The sequence below is a fragment of the uncultured Gimesia sp. genome, from assembly GCF_963972345.1.
GTDB lineage: Bacteria > Planctomycetota > Planctomycetia > Planctomycetales > Planctomycetaceae > Gimesia.
The window spans coordinates 38,693-57,852 of sequence record NZ_CAXAVM010000002.1; the positions used below are offsets into that span (position 1 = coordinate 38,693).

Below are 19,160 nucleotides of genomic sequence, written 5' to 3' on the forward strand. Positions count from 1 at the left end.
ACCAGAATATTAAGTTTTGTCAAGATCTGCGCCGAAGGTGAGATGCTCAAAACTCCCCCTTCAGACTTCCTGTCTTCTCATTCGATATCAAAATACCGGCAAGCGCACTGCTGGTTAGATCACGATAGAATTCCCTACTGACTCCTCAACGTTTCAAGGAGGAAACAAAATGAGTGTCACATTAGTGCATACCGGTGTATCACATACTCGTATCGAGTACTGTATTTGGGAAGCACTGAATCAGGCATGGCCTCACTCATCAACGATTGCCCGATTTGGTACCGGGTTTTCTCCTGCGCGGGATATCAATTCAGTTGAATCCGATCTGATTATCAGCACCAGCCTCGAAGCCGCTGCTTCCATCCAAAGCAAAGCGCATCAGCTACATATGTGTTACCTGGAGCCCCGTTCCAGTAATCAGGCTCCCCTCAATCAGCAGCTCATCAACAGTCTGACTGAAGTGGAATTTGTCGTACCCACGAAGACACTCCAGAATCAGAATCGGGATCGATTTACCTCGTTCGTCAAACCTCCCGTCGATACCGATTTTTTCTGTTCCGGATTTGACCAGAGAAATGAATTTTACCTGCTGGTTGTCGATGGACAGTGGACTGCTGCCGATCAACTGGCCGTGAGCGCCTGTCAGGAACTGGGACAAAGTCTCTCCATCGCGGGAATCACCGCCGAGGAACTTCCCCAGGATCTGCAAGATCACCCACTCGTCGAATTACTCGGACCACTGGAAGACCAGCAACTGCGAGATCAATACCGTCTCTGCTCGGCAGTGATCTGTCCTCGCGATGTTGATTTCGATCTTTCCTCCATTGAAGCACAAAGCTGTGGCACGCCTGTCGTGATCTACGGCGGGTGCGAAGCAGCCCGGTCTGTTATCTGTTTTGAGCAGAACAGCCTCGGAAGTGGCATCTATTTTGAAGAACATACCGTTTCTGCTCTCGCCAGTGCCATCCGTGAACTGGAACTCAGACCACAGCGCTGCCAGCCTGTGATCGGCTGGTGTTGTGCCGCCCAGTTCTCTTTTCATCAGTTTCAGATTGCCTTTAACCAGGCAATCGCCAAAGAAATTGCCTACCGCATTCAGACAGCAGCGAGAAAAAGTCAACTCCCCGATCAGCAGGATGATCAGGGACCGGCAGAAGAACGTATCGCCGCATAATTTTTTAAACGCCTGTTGCAGTCGAAGCGTTTAGGCTTGAGAATCTACAGACACGCCAGCAAAACGCGGCATTCCTGATTGCTCGTTTTTTCACTCAATCTCTCCGCCAGGAATATTGCGTTCATTCGCCCGGACTGCCAACTATTCGTCTTCACCAATCCCCACAAGTGTGTCACATTGGGAATATTAAGCAACTTATTCCACTTGGTGCCAATTGTCTTTTGAGACAGGGATTGTCAGCGATTCCTCCCCATTGCGGGACGACAACGAGTCAGGGAATCAGCAGTCGCGGCAGAGAATCATTCCGACTGCGTTGATATGGAATTCAACTTGAACTCGCTGTCATTAAAAGACATACAGCCACTTAAGCAGAAACTAATCTGAGACAAAATCATTGCTAACTACCTGATCCGGAAACAATGCAGACCAGCAGACTATAGGGGAGCGATTTCCGGTACCAGGCCCCATCTCCCCCATTTGCTCGATGCTGTCTATTCCCAGTAACAGGAGCCTGCTGACTATTTCTCCAAGGGCATTCAACGCGACTTCCGGGACGATCTGGAGTCCTGAATCGCAGACGCCGATATCTTATATTAGTCAGTATTCCAGAATCAGCGAAGAGACGCTGTTTTCTATAAGTCACTCAATCGCCAGGCAAGGATGCAAGCGGTTCATGTCAAATCAAACGATCGAATCACTGGAGCAGCGGGTCAAAGAACTGGAAGCCCAAATCGAAGATTATCAGAAACAGTTAATCCATGCCCAGAAGATGAGTTCTGTCGGCGCACTGGCCTCTTCCATTACTCATGAATTCAATAACATCCTGACCACTGTCATTAACTACGCCAAACTGGGCTTGCGACATAAAGAAGAAGAACGTCGCGAGAAAGCGTTTAACAAAATCCTGTCCGCTGGTCAGCGTGCTGCTAAAATCACAACCGGCATGCTTTCTTACGCGCGAGGCAGTGAAAGCCGACAGGAACCGGTTGATCTGGTCGTACTGGTAAAAAGTGTCATCTCGCTGGTCGAAAAAGATCTCTCCATGAACCGTGTCAACCTGCACACTCATTTTGAGGCCCAACCGGAAGTCGTACTCAATCCGAACCAGATTCAACAGGTGCTTGTCAATCTGATCGTCAATGCACGCCAGGCCATGCCTACCGGAGGCCGACTTGATCTGGCGGTTCGACTGAATGCAGAAGCCAATATGGCAGAAGTCATCGTACGTGACAGCGGGGCCGGTATCCCGTCAGAACGGCTGCATCACATCTTTGATCAGTTCTTCACGACCAAAGAAGCCGATGAAAACGGTCAGGGCGGAACCGGTTTAGGACTTTCCCTGGCCAAAGAAGTCATGGAAGCACATCACGGCCGCATCCGTGTGGAGAGTGCCGTTGGTAAAGGAACGGCATTCACACTCAAGTTCCCTCTCTCTACTGCAGCCATTGAAGCTGCCTGATGTAGAAAGCGGGCTGCTGTCAATCAGCAGTCAATTGCACGAGCCGGCAGGGAATGCGAGATTTTCGGGCATTTCCATTGAATTCCTTAAAGCGTTAGACTATATAATCTTAATCTCAGGCCGGAGTGGCGGAATCGGCAGACGCGCTGGATTCAAAATCCAGTGAGGGTAAACCTCGTGGGGGTTCAAGTCCCCCCTCCGGTACTACATAAAAACCCGACAAGAAATGGCGTAAATGCCCTTTCCGTCGGGTTTTTCGTTTTTTTAGTTCACCTCAAATCTCAAGAACCTGTCTCACCGCCGTTCAACTACTGCTTTTCCGCCAGATCCAGAAAGACGATATGCGAAGGGTTGCCGACGGCAGCGTAGTGATTGGTGAATTTCAACTTCCCAGTGCTCGTGTTCACCTGAAAGATGGCGATATTGTCGGCCCGTTGATTCCCACAGTACAGGAAATTACCAGTCGGATCGAAACTGAAACTGCGCGGGTAATTTCCCCGAGTCCATTCATCAGCCACCCAGGTCAGTTCGCCTTCGGGACCAACCGCAAATATGCCGATACTGTCATGCAGACGGTTACCGGCGTAGACAAATTTTCCATCAGGCGAAACCAGGATTTCTGAACAGAAATTGCTGCCCTTAAATTCAGGTGGTAATGTCGAAATGGTCTGCCGTGAAGACAGCGTTCCTCTTTTCGAATCATAATCAAACAGGACAATTGTCGAACCTTCTTCCTGAATGGAATAGAACCAGCGCCCATTGGGATGAAAATGGAAATGACGGGGCCCGTCGCCGGGAGGGAGTGAGATGGCAGGCGGATCATTGGCGGTCAGTTTTCCGGTGTTTTCATCGAACCTCCAGATATAGATTTTATCGAGGCCCAAATCAACGTGCAGTACAAAACGTCCCGAGGGATCGGACTGAATCATGTGGGCGTGTGTTCGATCATGTCCACTGAATGCAAAGCTGCCTTCCGGTGCGTTGACAGCTGTGGTGGGACCAATTTTTCCCGCATCGTTTTTGACATCGGTCGCCTCCCCCAGGCTCCCATCTTCCAGAATGGGAAGCACGGACACGGAGCCGCCAAAATAATTCGCGATCAGCAGAAATCGTCCGGAAGGATGGATGCTCACATACGTAGGTCCTGCACCACCTGAGTTCACAGTGTTCAGAGGCTGCAGCGATCCATCTTCCCGGTTAATCGTGAATGCGGAGACAGAGCCGTGCTTCTCTTTTCCTACGCGATCTGTTTCATTTGTAGAATACAGATGTGTGCCTGCTGCATTGACCGCCAGACAACTTGGGCTGGTCCCCATGGGATGAATCCCTGCCGGCGTCATTGCTCCGGTCTTACGATTGATTTCGAAAAGATGAATACCGCGACCGTTTCCTGGTGGCAGATCGACCTGGGTATCTAATACGTCCTGCAGCGGAGAACTGAAGGTACCCACATAAGCTATCAGCGGCTTGTCGGACGACTTTGATTCTGCCTGTGCCAGTTCAGCGAACAGTGGAATCGAAGTCGACAGGACCAGCGATGATTTCAGAAAGGAACGACGTGAGTGATCAACCAGATTCATATGAGAGTTTTCTTTAATCAGTGGTGAATTTTTCCAGGAAGTCAGACCACTATAATATAATGATTGCCCACGCATTGCATTTGTTAACAGCAATAATTCTACATGCAATTTCACGTCTGAGATCAAACAGCAGATTAGTTCTATCGCCCCTTCTTTATCTGCATTTAACTTGCCTCAAGTAGCACACATGGATAGACTTAGTTCACTTGTTTTGATTCAGAGAGGCTTACTGAATCGAAATGGAGGCAGGCACAAAGCTTCTATTATCAGAGATCCATTACGTTCAGGATCTGGTCCGTAAACGTGTAATCCCGGAGTTCCTTTCATGCCTGCCTTTCGATCAACCGTATTTGCTCTGGGAGCAATACTGGTCATTTCAATCACATCTGGGTGTCAGAAAAGTCAGACTACAGATCCCCAGACAGACCAGGTGTCTGCAACCGCAGAGGAAAAGTCTCCCGCAGCATCTGAAGAAAAATCCATCGATCCCAAGATGGTGATCAAACCAGGCGAGCCGATGACGGCGGAGCGTTACCAGGCGGTCAAAGCACGTCTCAAGGAGATCGGCCTGGCATTGCATAACTTTCATGAAAAAAAACGGTTCTTCTTACCGACACCAGAAGAACATCCTGAGTATTATGATGAAAACGGTCGCCTGAAAGTCAGTTGGCGTGTTCACATCCTGCCTTTTCTTGATCAGATGGAACTGTACGAGCAATTCAAATTGGATGAAGCCTGGGACAGTCCTCACAATGCACCGCTCGCGAAAAAGATGCCTGACGCCTTCCGTTCCCCTGATTCTCCGGCTGGCTCTGATAAAACCCGCTTCCGGGTTTTTGAAGGTCAATGGAAAGACAAAAGCCCCACGACCATATTTCCCGCAGGGAATCCTGTAAGCATGCGCAATATCACTGATGGAACATCCAATACGGTGATGGTGGTCGAAGTGGGACCTGATAAAGCCGTCGAATGGACCAAACCAGGGGGATTAAATCTTGATCAACCTAAAGAAGAATTCGGAACAGCAGCCAGAGGAATTCCTGTTCTGATGGGGGACGGATCTACCAGATGCTTCAAACGAGATATCGACAACGCAACCTGGACAGCATTGATTGGTCCAGATGATCGCACAGTGATTAACTGGAGAGACATCGAAATCAATCATTCGACACTGTCACCAAAACAGTCCCAGATTTTGAATCACCTGAAGCAGATCGCTGTTGCATTATTTAACTACCATGACACATTTCAGAGATTTCCGCCCGCTGACAAACACTTAGTAGACGGAAAATCCAATTTAAGCTGGCGCGTGCATCTTCTGCCGTTTCTTGATCAGAAAAAACTGTACGATCAATTCCATCTGGATGAGCCCTGGGACAGCATACACAATAAAACCCTGCTCGATCAAATGCCGGATCTTTATCAGTTTAATCCACAAGGTAAGCCAGGCGTTACACAGGTGATGACTTTTTCCGGCAAGAATACCCCCTTTCCTGGAGGCCTCGGCCCCAGACTCAGAGATATTACTGACGGCACTTCGAACACCATTTTCTTTGTGATTGCGGCCCCAGATAAAGCGGTCCCCTGGTCAAAACCTGAAGACCTGGCTTTTGATTCTGCAAACCCAGTCAAAGCACTGGGCAATCTTTCCACTCCTGCTTTTGTTGTAGTGATGATGGATGGTTCGATTCGATCTGCTCCTGTGAATCTTCCCGCCAAAACATTATCTAACCTGATACAACCTGACGATGGCAACATCATCAATGTAGACCTGCCCACTTACAAACCTCGTTAAAGCAAGAACCAGCGAGTATACGGGCGAAAGGCATTGGTGTTACAAAATAAATATTGAAAGCAAACATGACCATTTCCTTCCAATGTAAAAAGTGCGGCAAGAACTACAAAGTCAGTGATGACAAAGCCGGTAAAAAAGTCAAATGCCGTCAGTGTGATGCACCTGTTCGCATTCCGGAACTCGACACCGATGAATTATCAGAAGACTGGGAAGAGCCAGAACCGGAGTTTGAAGCCCCTGCTCGCCGTCGCAAAAGCAGTCCCTCCCGAAATAAAGTGAAACCCAAAGGCCGAAAAAAATCGGCAACGGGTTCGAACCAGAACAAGTTCATCGCGGGAGGCGCAGTAGCACTGGTCCTGTTTGGTGGCGGACTCTTATTTCTGTTCACATCTGAAAAACCTGGCGGCGGTCTCTTCAAATCGATCACGGACAAAGTCGATGTGGTCGTCAACTCGCAGTTAGACAAGTCTGCTGGTAAATCGGGAAGTGGGTCCGCTGGCTCCGACATTGATAAGATGAAAAAAATTGGCCTGGCATTCCATCACTATCATGATTCCTTTATCCGTTTTCCTCCCGCTGATGCGCATCTGGTTGATGGAAAACCTCTACTCAGCTGGCGCGTACATATGCTCCCCTTTCTCGGCCAGAAGGAGCTTTATCAACGTTTCAATCTGCAGGAACCCTGGGACAGCCCCCATAATTCGGCCCTGCTGAATGAAATGCCGGACATCTACAAAAGCGAAGAAGTCAATCAACCAGGCTACACTCCGATCATGACTTTCAGCGGCGAGGGAACCCCTTTCACTGGAGGGAGAGGTCCTCAGATGCGCAATTTTACCGATGGTACTTCCAACGTCATCCTGTGTGTCCACGCCGGTGCGGACAAAGCAGTTCCCTGGACACAGCCGGTCGACTTGCCCTTCAATCAGGCAAATCCTGTCAGCGCTCTGGGACAGACATCACGGGGCGCATTCCTCTGCATCATGGCTGACGGGTCCATTAGAAAAATCCCGCCCAGCATTTCACCTCAGACACTTAAGTACGCAATTCAACACAACGACGGAAATGCTGTACCCATGTTTTGATAAGATAATCGAACCCCAAAATACCATACTATATTATGAAAAACTCTTAATTATTTAAGTTAGAGAAGATATATATTCTGGCAGATGGCCCTCTCCTTTTGTATGCTTATGAACATACTATCCGTACAGTCAATGTGAGCATCCTCCACAGACTTAAATAAATCTACCATTTTGAATCATCCTGCCTGATTAAACCACAAAGCCTGCTCGTTGCCAGATCGCATTCATAAAGATATCTGGCCTGAAAAAAAACCGGAAAGAACCAGACGCCCATGCTCTTGCCCCACTGGTTAAGATCAATCTCTTCCCGTCTCCGACCAATGTGCCGCCCCCATTGTAGACGTCGCACTCGTTTTCATTATCGTCCCCATGCGATTCAGAATCAGAACCGGCGCCCTGTCACCATCGAAGAACTCGAAGACCGCACGCTGCTGACATCGTTAATCAGTATTGATGATCTCAGCGGGGGAGAAGAACAAGCAGGTACTACAAATATTTCATTCACCATTATGAGAAACGGAATTCATGCAGGTGATCTGAACAAAAATCTGACGATCCAGTTTCTAACCCGGAATGGCTCTGCCACCAGCACTGACAATGACTACGTGGTTCAAAACGGATCTCTTGATTTCTTAGCGTCAAACACGTCCACGGTCCAAGCAAAGTCCATTTCCATAGTCATACTGACCGATGATGTGAATTCGAAAACACTCACTTTCCCTCACCATTCCGGTCAACAAGATAGCTCGATTCAAATTTCGCTGGTTGAGTATTCATTGTTTGAATCAGATGAGTCTTTTCTGATGAATTCAGGCGGCGATACTTCTGTTATAACAAATACTGATTCAACCGCAGGAACTCTTGTCTACGTCACCCCTTTCGATCTCATCGATTATCGCGAGTTGAATACCCTCATCGGTAACGATCACAAAAGTAATCAGAACCAGTCTCCAGTCAACGTCCCCCCAACCAATACAGACACATCGAACCATACATTAGCTGTCAACACTTTGAGTAAATCAGTTTCAACTGCCAACTCAGTGTTCCAACTCGATGGTGAATCCACATTGAACATTGTCATCGAACTCTCCAGTCCTGCCCTCTATAACAGTCAACAGGAAACGCTGAAACCAATTGATACACAGGTTGTCAATCTCGACGGTGATTCACTGGGGCATGCTGCAGGCAGCACCATCTACATCGATGTCGACACCGCCGGGTACGACTGGTCTATCGATTCAACTCTCACCCACCACAGCGAATTTTTCTGGTCAAACGAATTGACCCCGATCGCTCTGCCACTCAACGACGCGGCTGGTCGTATTGACCTCAATCCCGTCATCCAGTTTGAACTGAACCCTTTACACGGCTATGGTCATACTGGCACCGGCGAGATACAGGGAACCTTTTCTACCGGCATCCGACTGATGCCGGACTGGGAGCTGAATTTCGAATTCGAACAGGGTCTGACTGTTGATGAAGCCGATGAGTTTTTCCTGAAGATTCAGGATGAAACCGAACTCACACCTTTTTAAGTGATTTTTGATTTCCCTGTCAGTGGAATGCCTCTTTCAATACAACGCAGTCATGGCCTCCATGAAATCTACGCCGTACTTCTGCGGAATGGTCACTACAATCGTCTGGGAACTGTCTTCTTCAAACTTGATCGAATTGAGAGGCATACCCGCGTCTCCCTCGTTACAGAGAATCACGTTTTTGTTTCGAATCTGAAAATAATGTTCTCGCAGCCCACCTTCATCCGCAATGGTTACGAACATCAAGACTCCATTTTCCACACTCACTGCCTGAACTTTTTTGAACAGTCTCGACCGGGAGACTGGTTTTTCGCTTTGTACCGGATTCCCGTTGAGCCCCGTGTTCTGATCCTGTCTGCTGTGATTCGCTTCCGGTTCTTCAGAGGGCAAAAAACTGCAAAAACAGCACGCAATAATAATCAGAGAAGAAATCGTTGTGATAAACTCTCTCATATCACTTTCTCCATTTGCATGATCAAATCGTGATTCTTCTGTCATTACGTTTTGAATGCCCCCTGCATCACATTCAGAAAGGGGCTTGGCATTATTAATCAAGACGCTTTCGGTTGTTGCGATTGAGATTTCTCTTTGAACTGCGGGTCAACCAGACGCCAGGTCTTTTTCGATTTACCCGGGATAATGAGTAACTTCCAGTCGGGAGACTGCTGATTTAAGAACAGGTCCTCAAGCGACTTCAGCTGACTTTCGGGCGATTTGATCGACTGATTTGCCACAGAGAGCAAACTGGTTTCCGAAACATCCGGCTTACCGATTGCAAATGCTTCCAGCAGGTTCTGAACCACTTGTGCCTGTTCCAGTGAGAATTCGAATTCCATCCCCACACCCTGGCTCGGGTCTGGCCACTGAAAGTGAAACTTTTGATCTGCTTTCCAGATGGGATGATTCTCTGCCAGTTTCTGGAAATTGTATTGCAGCGTTTTTTCAAGCGTTTCACCGGCTTTCACTTTCAATTTCGAGTCTACATAATGCGCAGCTTGTCCATTGAGGGCCCAGCCGACCAGTTGCGTAGTGACTTCGATATAGTAGTCTCCCGGCAACACATCGAATGTGCTTGCTCCCCGTTGAAATCGTTTCATCATCGGTCCGCTGGGTTCTAATTCATGTCGATAAACCAGATCGATCCGCATGCCCGGATCTTTACCAAAAAGCACAACGGTTGCGAACTTTCTCGCTGGACGTGGTTTTGACGCCTCCACGGGTTGCTGACTGAATGAGCTCTCCGTTTCTGTTTTCTGTCCAGAAAATGTCGCCCCCTGCTTCTGATTCTGACTCCGATTGTTTTCGAACGTTCCCCCGCCAAACGGCCCGAAGCCACTGCCTTCCCTCTGCTGGGTTGAATGGCCTGACTTCTGCTCGACCAGCCGCCAGGTCCCGGTCGATCCGCCGGGAACAATCAACGTCTTCCAGGCGGGATGCTGTCCATTGTTGAAAATCGCATCCAGCGACGTTTCTGTGCCCGTCTGATTGTTGCCCTGGGCGACTTTAAGAAGAGCAGATTCTGCGACATCCGGCTTCCCCGTTGCGTACGCTTGAAGCAGTTCCTGCACAATCAGCGCCTGGGGAAGGGAAAGTGTATATATCTTTAAGCTATTCTGGCCTGTTTTCGCCCAGTAAAATTTAAAAAGCCCTCCACGGGACCAGTCCGGGTGATTCTCGGCCAGCTTGCTGTAATCTGGCTTGATCCTCACTGAAACGATTTCTCCCGGCTTGACTGCCACCCTCTTCAGATCGTACTGAGGAGTACCATATGTCGGATGAGAACCTCGACTGCCCCCTGGTACTGCACGATCATTACCGGGGCTCTCATTTCTCCTGCTCCACCCCGCCAGAGTACTGGAAACCTTAATCAGGTACTTTCCGGCAGGTAGTTCATGCGTCATTGGTTCCAAAGTAAAAAACCGGTCTGCAAAACCATAAACTTTCGGGGCTCCGAAGCTTCCCTCCATTCCCATTCCCATTTCTTGACCAGACATCCACTTGCCGCCTCCATCTGGTGAATCTATGGGAAATATGCCGGCGCGAAGATACGGTGTCTGTCCACTGATGAGAATGGCTCCCGGCCCGTCTGGCTGAGTCTCAACAGGAGGTGGTTCGCGTAAACTGCCAGCCAGTGCCTGAATCTGGCTTGTCAGATCCACGTGCAACGGTTCTCCCGGCTGTTTGTTTATCTTTTTATAAAAGTTCACGAGATGGCCCAGGACGGTAAAATTAAACTTGAGATGATGCTCTCCCGGTTTCATTTTCAGTTCATAAGGCCAGGAAGAGATCACATGGGCTCGATCTGTTTCCACAATCACATTGCTGATCGGATCGCTGCCGTGATATTGCAGAATCACCTGGTCTTTGATCGGCTTGCCCAGCGTCGGCAGAACGAGCGCCAGCAGCATCAGACAGGCGACCAGTATCGTCACCCACTCCAGAACAATCCAGGGATTTCGAGAAGCAGCTTCTGCTCCTTTGCGACGAATAAAATAAGCGGCGATGAGCATCATAGAAACCACCAGCAGATTCAATCCCCAGCTCATCAGGTAACTCTGTTCGGTCGTGTTCAGATGCCGCCAGATCTGCACAAACAGAAGGGAACTCAGCAACAGGAACAAACCAACCGCCACGCCGATGATGACCCGTTTGTTGGAGCGACGATGCTCCTTTGCAAACGGGTCATCTCCGGATGTGGCAAGCTGTTGCTCGAGGTCACCTGCCGCACGTGCATCGCGGCGTTTCAGATAGCGGGCAATATATAGCAAAATTCCGATTGGCCCGGCAAACAGGCAGGCCAGCAGAAACAGACCATCCAGTACTTTTTCCGCGCGAGTATCCGGCTCGACCAGATTCTGTGCACCACAGATCATGACCAGCAGTCCGACAGGGACAAAAAACAGGGTCGAAACGAGCGCCATTTCCGACACACTGCCGGTAAAATGCAGTCCGGTAGAGACGCCAAAGAGCCAGATCAACAGCGGGAGGACCAGCAGGACAGCACCGACACCGACCACAATTCGGTCGAGCTGCGATCCGCGTTTCCCTTGCGGGGTCATGAGTGTTTCAGGGATTTCCAATTCGTCCTCTGCGGAAAGTCCCAGTCGTTTTTTCAGGTTCTGGTCCAGCCAGAAGCCGACACTGAGACAGAGTCCTCCCAACACAGCGAGCACAATCACTGGAATCATTTGCCAGTCCCGGGAGATTGATATCAGGGGTTGAATGATTCCTGTCGCCTCGGCCCAGTTCCAGAGCACAAGCAGCACCCAGATGCCGATACCCATCGTGGTAAACAGCCAGACATCGCGTTTCTGCATCGCATTGAACTGGCTGGGTTCCAGTGCCTGGAAAAAACGCCAGACTTGATAGATCGCGAATCCGCTGATTGTGACCAGCGCGATCAGCGAAGCCACCAGAATCTGGTACATGTCGGGTTCCACATTCAACAGGGGAACCCTGGTACGAATCATCACGGTGATCACGAATGACAGAAAGAGCGTCAAGTTCAGCGAGGAGAGACCGAGAAACCAGGTCGCCGCCGGCAGCCGCCGTTTTTCAGTTCCCCGCCCCACATATATGATTGTCGAGAATACCATGATCGCCAGCAGAGTACCGGTAACCTTGACCAATTTATGCAACAACTGGGCTTCCTCAAGCTGCGAACCGGTTTTCATCAACGAAAAGGCCAGGAAGATCCCAACGCCGATTGCCAGCAGGATTCCCCCCACCAGATGGCCCGGAGTCTGATTCCTGAGCTCAGGTTCCAGTTCAGCGATCGTTTCCGCTGGCTGTGCTGCCTGCGGGACTTTGTTTTTCTGCCGTGGTAAGGGACGTGCAGTACGGGGAGAACGTGCCTCGGGGGCATATCCCGGATGTTGCAGGCGCGCCAGGTGTGTTCCCAACAGTTCGGCGACTTCTTCTGCCGTCTGGATCCGGTTCTCAGGCTGTTTCTCCAACAGACAGTCAATGATTTCACTTAACCACTCCGGAATATCTTCATTGACTTCCTGAATCGGTCGAGGCGTGTCATCGCAGACCCGGCGAACGACGGCGGCCAGATTACTGGCACGAAATGGCGAACGTCCCGTACACATTGCATACAGAACAGCCCCCAGGCTGAATAAATCACTCCGCTGGTCAATCCGATCCCCTGTCGCCTGCTCGGGAGACATATACTGGGGAGTGCCTGAGACTTCTCCGGTCCTGGTAATCGTGACATCATCGACGGCCCGGGCCAGGCCGAAATCGGTAATCTTGACCCGTTCCACACCATTTTCCAGCAGAATATTGGCTGGTTTAATATCGCGATGAATCAGTCCCTGTTTGTGAGCAGCTGCCAGCCCTTCCGCAATCTGACTCCCGATGCGCAGAATCTCAGTCACTTTCAATGAGCCGACTTTGTCGAGCTTCTGCTGCAGCGACTGGCCGACCACATATTCCATTACCAGGTAAGGCAGCTTGTCTTCATCGACAGCATGGATTGTCACAATATGCGGGTGACTCACCGCCGCGGCTGCCTGCGCTTCCCGCAGAAAACGTTTCTTCGCATTCGGATTCACCGCCAGTAATGGCGACATCACTTTGATTGCCACAATGCGATTCAACTTGGGATCCAGAGCACGAAAGACAATCCCCATTCCCCCCTGCCCGATTATATTGTAGATCTGGTATTCTCCCAGAGAGCCCAGCAGATTCGGATCATCTGAGGGAGTCAGAAAATCCAGGTTCATAGATTGAGAATCTCCCGAACCGACGGGTGACTTTTCCAGAAAACTGCCCGCATCGTCATACGCCAGCAGCAACGCTTCGACACGACGACGCTGTTCCAGATTGTCGCCACACATCTCATCCAGAAAGGCAGTCCGTTCCGCAGGTGTTTTTTTCTCCAGAGCCATCAGGAATAAACCTTCGATCGACTGTGGATTAACATTTTCACGCGTCGGTTCATATTCGGGATTTTCAGATGCAGGATCGGACATGATTTCATTTTTCGTCAGGATGGGTGAATTCCATCAGGCTCGATATGTTTCTGGAACCAGCAATGTTCCGCCTCTATTTAAAGATGCGATTTTCAGTCACATTGCGCCTCATTAAATAATAGAAAAAAAGAGTTCTTCTTAGAAAAGAAATAGAGGCGGGCAGGCTGTTTTGACGTAAACACATACTATCAGATCGTTTGTTCAGTGTCAGGCTTTATTTGAGAAAACAGCCACGCACGCGAATAAGCCCAGTGTCGCGCTGCAGTCGCGCGTGAAATCCCCAGTACTTCGGCCGCTTCCTGCTCGCTTAAGCCAGCAAAGTAACGCAGCTTCACCAGTTCTGCTTTTTCCGGACTCTCTTTGGCAAACTGAGTCAACGCCTCATCCAGCGCCAGCAGGTCGTCAGGACGTTCCAGCGCCGGTGCTGCTATCTCGGGTAGATCCACCCGCGCATGCTCGCCGCCATGTTTCAACCGTTTTTTTCGACGGGCATTCTCAATCAAAATCCGACGCATCGATTCCGCCGCGGCTGAGAAAAAATGCCCCCGATGATCCCACTGCTGCTTGCCTGCATCCCCGACCAGTCGTAAATAGGCTTCATGCACCAGCGCCGTCGCCGTCAGCGTCTGTCCCGCTGCTTCGTGAGACAGCTTATGCCGCGCCAGTCGCTGCAACTCTGCATACACGATCGGCAGCAGTTGATCGGTAGCAGCGACATCGCCTGCTTCCAGCGACTTTAATATTTGGGTGACATCCTGCATTAGTTGGGTTCGCGCATGTTTAAAAACAATTTGTCTTGTGAAATGTTTCTATTGGCCAGTGTACCCTGTGGCACAGCCGATGCAAATCAGAATTGTGTTTCCCCCCAACGCTTCTATCAGGTAATATGAGAGCTGAATAAGTTGGATGACAGGCGTCGGTCATCCGATATATTTCGACCTTCCAGCAGAGAAAGTTCCGAATTTTGTACCGTCCTCAACAGAGTTTTGCCTGTTATCTGCTGATCTGTGGACTTTTCATTTTTGGTAGTCCGTCCCTGAAGGGAGCGGAATGGGGAAGTTTGTCGGGAAAATTCATCTACACCGGCAAGCCAGTCAAGCAGAAGAAAACCCCATTCCCTGAGGCCCCTTCACTGGTCATTGGATCGCAGGGGGGCATCAAAAATATCTTTGTTCATTTGAAAGATAAGAATTTCAAAGACGAACTGATTCACCCTGACTATCAAAAACTACCGGATCAGGTCGTGATTCAGCATTTGGGAAATCGCATCGAACCGCATGCGACAGTCCTCTGGCAGCCACACCAGAAACTGCTGGTTCTTAACAAAGATCCCAATCTGCACCTGCCCCACTTTTTTCCGATCATAAATCGTCTGTCGGAATCAATTCATACACAACCGGCTCGAAAGAAATTCATCAAGTTTGAACACTCGGAATTGCTTCCCATGCAGATCAAATGCGATATTCATCCCTGGGAAACCGGTTATCTGTTAGTCCAGAATCACCCTTACTTTTCCATCACGGATGAAACCGGCGCGTTCAAGATTAAATATCTGCCTGTCGGGGAATGGGAGTTTCGAGTCTGGCACGAACAAGTCGGTCATCTGTTAGCCCGGGAGGATTGGGATCGGGGTCGGATCAAAATACAGATTATACCGGGTAACAATGATCTGGGTGTAATCAAAGTTGCTCCCGAATTGTTTGATAAATAGATTGCTTATCAGTAGTTATACTGCTCTGTTAACGAAATCATTGTGACAAGTATCTTTCAACATAGGGAATAGAAATGCGACTGCTAATTTTACTTTTAATCTGCGCACTCACGACCACGATGACTCAAGCTGCAGAAAAAATAACGACAACCACAAACGGAAAGTCGTTCCAGTCCGGCATTGTTTTAACCTTCGACGACCGGTATATAGACCAGTGGGTCGAGCAGATCCCCCTCTTCAAAAAATATGATGCGCATGCAACGTTCTTTATCGATCACTTTTACACACTCAATCCCGCGCAGATCAACGGTTTGAATAAGCTGCAGAATGCCGGCCATGCCATTGGCAGTCACAGTGTGAATCATATCAAAGCCATCGACCATGTCCGTACGAAAGGCATGGATTCGTATCTGCAAAACGAAATCGAACCTTCAGTCAAACGGCTGACAGAAGCCGGCTTCAAACCGACGGCTTTCGCGTACCCCAGCAGTTCCCGTAATGAAGAAATCGATTTAGCGCTGCTCAAAACATTCCGACATCTGCGGGGAGGAACAGGCCTCTCACAGGGGCAACGGATGAGGGATCTGAAAACCATCTTCACACCCGTTGATCAAGTCGCCGGTCGAGGTTGTCTGATCGGAACCGGCATTGATTACGCCGGGACTGAGAAACGTCCCGACTATTTAACGGAGATCAAAGACGCGATGGACCACGCGAAACAACGTGGTGAAATCGTTGTCTTCTATGCGCACAACATCAGCGAGAATGGACCCGGCCATCATCTGCAGCCGCGGGCGCTCGAAGAAATCCTGGCGCATGCGCAACAGATCAGCCTGCCCACACTGACCTATGATGAGCTTCCTTAGGCGTCTTATTTCTGCTTCACTTTCGAACTCAGTTCCACTTTCTCCGCCCAGGCATACCAGTCTTTCGACATCTGTTTCACCCGGTCGGGTTGCTGTTTCGCCAGATTCTTTGTTTCACACCGGTCGGCACTGATATCATACAGCTCCCACTGCCCGACCCCCTTGTCCCACACCAGTTTCCACGGCCCCTGTCTTAACGCCCGATTCCCCGACCAGTACCAGGCCAGCGAATCGTGCAATGTCTTTTCTTCCCCCTGCAGGAGCGGCAGCATGCTGATTCCCTCCACGGGCAGGATCTCATGTCCCTTGTACTTTTTCGGATAATCCGCGCCTGCCAGTTCAAGGAACGTCGGCATCAAGTCAATAATATGAGCGGGACTGCGATTGATTGATCCTGCGTGTACTTTGCCCGGCCACCAGGCAATCAGGGGGGTGGAGATGCCGCCTTCATGCACCCATGATTTATAGCGACGGAACGGGGAATTCTGCGCCCAGCCCCAGGCGGGACCGACGGCAACGTAGTCATCTTTCGGTCCGGGAGTTCTCTCCTCGGGATTGCGGCCTCCCGGTTCTTCACTGCAGCCTCCATTATCGGACAGAAATAACACCAGCGTATTGTCGAGTTGGTTCGTCTCTTTGAGTGTCGTCATGATCCGACCGATATTCTGATCCATGCTGTCTATCATCGCTGCATACACGGCCATCCGCAGATCTTCGAATTCGTGATTCGCTGTCTCCCAGTCATAGGCCCGGCTGTCCCCTTCTGAAAGGGACCAGTTCTCACCAGCAATCCCCAGCTCCTGCAGGCGTTTCCAGCGGTCTTTTCGCATCTGATTCCAGCCCATATTGAATTTGCCCACATACTTTTTAATGTCGGCAGGTTTCGCATGCAGTGGATAATGGGGCGCTGTATAGCAGAGATGGATAAAAAAGGGCTGCTCGTCATCGCTGTACTCGCGGATCATTCCCAGCGTATGATCGGTAAACGCATCCGTCGTATAATAGCCTTCTTCAAACTCGGTAACCGCTTTGTCATCGTGACCGAAGCTGCGAATTCCCGCCCGCTTGTAGGGGGGATCGGAAATCGTCGGATCAAAGAAATTACAGCAGCCATCCAGGACCCCGTAATACGAGTCAAAGCCACGAAAGAAGGGATGCGTGCTCTTATCGTAACGGTTCAGCCAGCCACCCGGTTTCTCACTCTTGGCATACCCCTGCGTTTTCATCAGATGCCATTTACCACTCAATCCCGTATGATATCCGGCGCCTTTCATCACTTCACCCAGCGTCACCATGTTCTGCCGCATGTGCCCCCCTTTACCGAAGCGGGGATATAGCCCGGTCAGAATCGACGCCCGGGTCGTCGTACATTTTGCGTTATTATAAAACTGCGTAAACCGCATCCCCTCTTGCGCCAGTCGGTTCAGATTCGGCGTTTGCACTTCACCGCCATAACAGCCGATATCGGAAAACCCCATGTCGTCACACATGATGAGAATGATGTTCGGTTTCTCGGCAGCAGACACCGGATCGGCTGACTGAAACAGTAAGCATAAACACAGACAAACTGACACAGCGAATGGTAAGCGACTTTGCAGCATGATCAGCCTTTACGGTTCAGGAAGCGAAATTATCAACAGGGAATGATCCTTAATTGTAAGTCGCCGTGATACGACACACAACAACCGATTGGCAGCGCGAAGTCCGCTTCGCTGGAAATACAGGATCCTGTGAGTTCCGAATTGATCTCAGTTCTCACTCAGGTTACAGTTTACAGATACGGGCTCTGATTCTGTTTATCCATTTTCATTCATCAGCCAGCCTCTCCAGGAGAAAAGAGATGAATTTTTCCAGCCACACACAATCACGTCGGGATTTTCTGAAAACGACAGCTGTCGGCACAACAGCCGCTTTGTTCGGCGCTCCTGCGATCCACGCTGATTCCAAAACCGATTCGCGCGTGATCCTGGGAACCGGTGATCACAAATATGAGGTCACACACGACTGGGCCCAGTTGCCATCTGAATTCACGTGGCAGACCACCCACAATGTCGCCGTCGATCAAGACGGATTCGTATATGTGATTCATGAAGGCCGCGCTGATCAAAAGGATCACCCCTCGATTTTTGTCTTCGATCCCCAAGGCAAGTATGTCCGTTCGTTCGGGAAACAGTTTCAGGGAGGCGGACATGGTCTGGAAGTCCGGCAGGAAGGCGCTGAGCAGTTTCTGTACGTGACCGCTTATCAGCATCTGAAAACATTTGCCAAGCTGGATCTCAAAGGGGAGACCGTCTGGCAGAAGTATGCTCCCATGATTTCAAAATGTTATACCGAAGGGGAAGCGACGAATCCTGAGAAGGTCTGGGGCCGCGATCGTTTCCTGCCAACCAATTTTGCCTTTCATCCGGATGGAGGATTTTACCTGGCCGACGGATATGGCGCCTATCAGATTCATCGTTATGATAAAAACGGCCTCTGGCTGTCTGCCTTCGGAGGCGAAGGGAAAGAGGATGGCAAATTCAAGCTGCCGCACGGGCTGTGGATAGATGACCGTCCCGGTCGCGAACCATCTGTCGTCGTGGCAGACCGTGCCAACGCCCGCCTGCAGTGGTTCACTTTAGATGGCAAGCATCTGCAGACGATGACCGGCTTCATCCTCCCCGCCAACCTCGACACGTACCAGGATCTGCTACTCGTTCCCGACCTGGCATCTCGCATCACATTGCTTGATAAAGACAACAAGGTCATCGCGCATCTGGGTCAGGATCCGGAATGGGAGAAAGCCATGAAATCTGCCAAGCCCCGGATGCGGGAGACCCCGGATCAATGGCAGGCGGGACGCTTCGTGCATCCTCACGATGCCTGTTTCGACAAGAATGGCGATATCTTCGTGGCCGAGTGGGTGGCCACCGGCCGCGTAAGCAAACTCAAACGACTCAGCTGACATTTTCGTTTTGATTCACCCTCTGCCTCACC

General features: G+C 50.1%; 13 protein-coding genes and 1 tRNA gene. 9 read left to right on the top strand and 5 right to left on the bottom strand.

Going from position 1 to position 19,160, the window contains the following annotated elements:
- Positions 1-169: 169 nt before the first annotated feature.
- From AACZ40_RS00440 to AACZ40_RS00450, 3 genes are all read left to right on the top strand, one after another.
- Positions 170-1,174, top strand: coding sequence for a glycosyltransferase (locus AACZ40_RS00440; protein WP_291171985.1), 1,005 nt, complete (start codon positions 170-172; stop codon positions 1,172-1,174).
- 673 nt (positions 1,175-1,847) lie between these two features.
- The gene (locus AACZ40_RS00445) at positions 1,848-2,633 is read left to right on the top strand and encodes an ATP-binding protein (protein ID WP_291171986.1); all 786 of its coding nucleotides are present in this window, start codon (positions 1,848-1,850) and stop codon (positions 2,631-2,633) included.
- 119 nt (positions 2,634-2,752) lie between these two features.
- Positions 2,753-2,837, top strand: a tRNA-Leu gene (locus AACZ40_RS00450).
- Positions 2,838-2,941: 104 nt separating this feature from the next.
- Here the strand turns inward: AACZ40_RS00450 and AACZ40_RS00455 are convergent.
- On the bottom strand, positions 2,942-4,213 hold the full coding sequence (locus AACZ40_RS00455) for a lactonase family protein (protein WP_291171989.1): 1,272 nt from the start codon (positions 4,211-4,213) through the stop codon (positions 2,942-2,944).
- Between the two features lie 325 nt (positions 4,214-4,538).
- Here AACZ40_RS00455 and AACZ40_RS00460 point away from each other — a divergent pair, with 325 nt between their 5' ends.
- The 3 genes from AACZ40_RS00460 (at position 4,539) to AACZ40_RS00470 (ending at position 8,628) form a co-directional block, all read left to right on the top strand.
- Positions 4,539-6,008, top strand: a complete 1,470-nt coding sequence (locus AACZ40_RS00460) for a DUF1559 domain-containing protein (RefSeq protein WP_291171991.1) — start codon at positions 4,539-4,541, stop codon at positions 6,006-6,008.
- A 65-nt stretch (positions 6,009-6,073) separates the two neighbouring features.
- The gene (locus tag AACZ40_RS00465) at positions 6,074-7,093 is read left to right on the top strand and encodes a DUF1559 domain-containing protein (protein WP_291171994.1); all 1,020 of its coding nucleotides are present in this window, start codon (positions 6,074-6,076) and stop codon (positions 7,091-7,093) included.
- Between the two features lie 272 nt (positions 7,094-7,365).
- Positions 7,366-8,628, top strand: coding sequence for a Calx-beta domain-containing protein (locus AACZ40_RS00470; RefSeq protein ID WP_291171996.1), 1,263 nt, complete (start codon positions 7,366-7,368; stop codon positions 8,626-8,628).
- 36 nt (positions 8,629-8,664) lie between these two features.
- Here AACZ40_RS00470 and AACZ40_RS00475 read toward each other — a convergent pair whose 3' ends face one another.
- The 3 genes from AACZ40_RS00475 to AACZ40_RS00485 all read right to left on the bottom strand — a co-directional run bounded on the left by AACZ40_RS00475 (position 8,665) and on the right by AACZ40_RS00485 (position 14,368).
- Positions 8,665-9,081 (bottom strand): hypothetical protein, encoded by a 417-nt coding sequence (locus AACZ40_RS00475; protein WP_291171998.1) that lies wholly within the window; start codon positions 9,079-9,081, stop codon positions 8,665-8,667.
- A gap of 98 nt (positions 9,082-9,179) precedes the next feature.
- Positions 9,180-13,607, bottom strand: a complete 4,428-nt coding sequence (locus AACZ40_RS00480; RefSeq protein WP_291172001.1) for a serine/threonine-protein kinase — start codon at positions 13,605-13,607, stop codon at positions 9,180-9,182.
- Between the two features lie 188 nt (positions 13,608-13,795).
- Positions 13,796-14,368: a sigma-70 family RNA polymerase sigma factor gene (locus tag AACZ40_RS00485; RefSeq protein WP_291172004.1), complete on the bottom strand. Its 573-nt coding sequence runs from the start codon at positions 14,366-14,368 to the stop codon at positions 13,796-13,798.
- Between the two features lie 203 nt (positions 14,369-14,571).
- Between AACZ40_RS00485 and AACZ40_RS00490 the strand changes: the two genes are divergently transcribed.
- Together AACZ40_RS00490 and AACZ40_RS00495 are read left to right on the top strand one after the other, a co-directional pair.
- The gene (locus AACZ40_RS00490; RefSeq protein WP_291172007.1) at positions 14,572-15,318 is read left to right on the top strand and encodes a hypothetical protein; all 747 of its coding nucleotides are present in this window, start codon (positions 14,572-14,574) and stop codon (positions 15,316-15,318) included.
- A 74-nt stretch (positions 15,319-15,392) separates the two neighbouring features.
- The gene (locus AACZ40_RS00495; protein ID WP_291172010.1) at positions 15,393-16,184 is read left to right on the top strand and encodes a polysaccharide deacetylase family protein; all 792 of its coding nucleotides are present in this window, start codon (positions 15,393-15,395) and stop codon (positions 16,182-16,184) included.
- A gap of 5 nt (positions 16,185-16,189) precedes the next feature.
- Here the strand turns inward: AACZ40_RS00495 and AACZ40_RS00500 are convergent, their stop codons facing one another.
- A complete protein-coding gene (locus AACZ40_RS00500) occupies positions 16,190-17,785 on the bottom strand; it encodes an arylsulfatase (protein ID WP_291172014.1) in 1,596 nt (531 codons plus the stop codon).
- Between the two features lie 239 nt (positions 17,786-18,024).
- On the opposite strand from AACZ40_RS00500, the gene AACZ40_RS00505 reads away from it, so the two are divergent.
- Positions 18,025-19,128, top strand: coding sequence for a twin-arginine translocation signal domain-containing protein (locus AACZ40_RS00505; protein ID WP_291172016.1), 1,104 nt, complete (start codon positions 18,025-18,027; stop codon positions 19,126-19,128).
- The last annotated feature ends 32 nt before the right edge of the window (positions 19,129-19,160 follow it).

What these genes read in the sequence shown, in the direction of transcription:
- AACZ40_RS00440 (WP_291171985.1), top strand. Translation starts at nt 170, where the DNA reads ATGAGTGTCACATTAGTGCATACCGGTGTATCACATACTCGTATCGAG.
- AACZ40_RS00445 (WP_291171986.1), top strand. Translation starts at nt 1,848, where the DNA reads ATGTCAAATCAAACGATCGAATCACTGGAGCAGCGGGTCAAAGAACTG.
- AACZ40_RS00455 (WP_291171989.1), bottom strand. Translation starts at nt 4,213, where the DNA reads ATGAATCTGGTTGATCACTCACGTCGTTCCTTTCTGAAATCATCGCTG.
- AACZ40_RS00460 (WP_291171991.1), top strand. Translation starts at nt 4,539, where the DNA reads ATGCCTGCCTTTCGATCAACCGTATTTGCTCTGGGAGCAATACTGGTC.
- AACZ40_RS00465 (WP_291171994.1), top strand. Translation starts at nt 6,074, where the DNA reads ATGACCATTTCCTTCCAATGTAAAAAGTGCGGCAAGAACTACAAAGTC.
- AACZ40_RS00470 (WP_291171996.1), top strand. Translation starts at nt 7,366, where the DNA reads ATGCTCTTGCCCCACTGGTTAAGATCAATCTCTTCCCGTCTCCGACCA.
- AACZ40_RS00475 (WP_291171998.1), bottom strand. Translation starts at nt 9,081, where the DNA reads ATGAGAGAGTTTATCACAACGATTTCTTCTCTGATTATTATTGCGTGC.
- AACZ40_RS00480 (WP_291172001.1), bottom strand. Translation starts at nt 13,607, where the DNA reads ATGTCCGATCCTGCATCTGAAAATCCCGAATATGAACCGACGCGTGAA.
- AACZ40_RS00485 (WP_291172004.1), bottom strand. Translation starts at nt 14,368, where the DNA reads ATGCAGGATGTCACCCAAATATTAAAGTCGCTGGAAGCAGGCGATGTC.
- AACZ40_RS00495 (WP_291172010.1), top strand. Translation starts at nt 15,393, where the DNA reads ATGCGACTGCTAATTTTACTTTTAATCTGCGCACTCACGACCACGATG.
- AACZ40_RS00500 (WP_291172014.1), bottom strand. Translation starts at nt 17,785, where the DNA reads ATGCTGCAAAGTCGCTTACCATTCGCTGTGTCAGTTTGTCTGTGTTTA.
- AACZ40_RS00505 (WP_291172016.1), top strand. Translation starts at nt 18,025, where the DNA reads ATGAATTTTTCCAGCCACACACAATCACGTCGGGATTTTCTGAAAACG.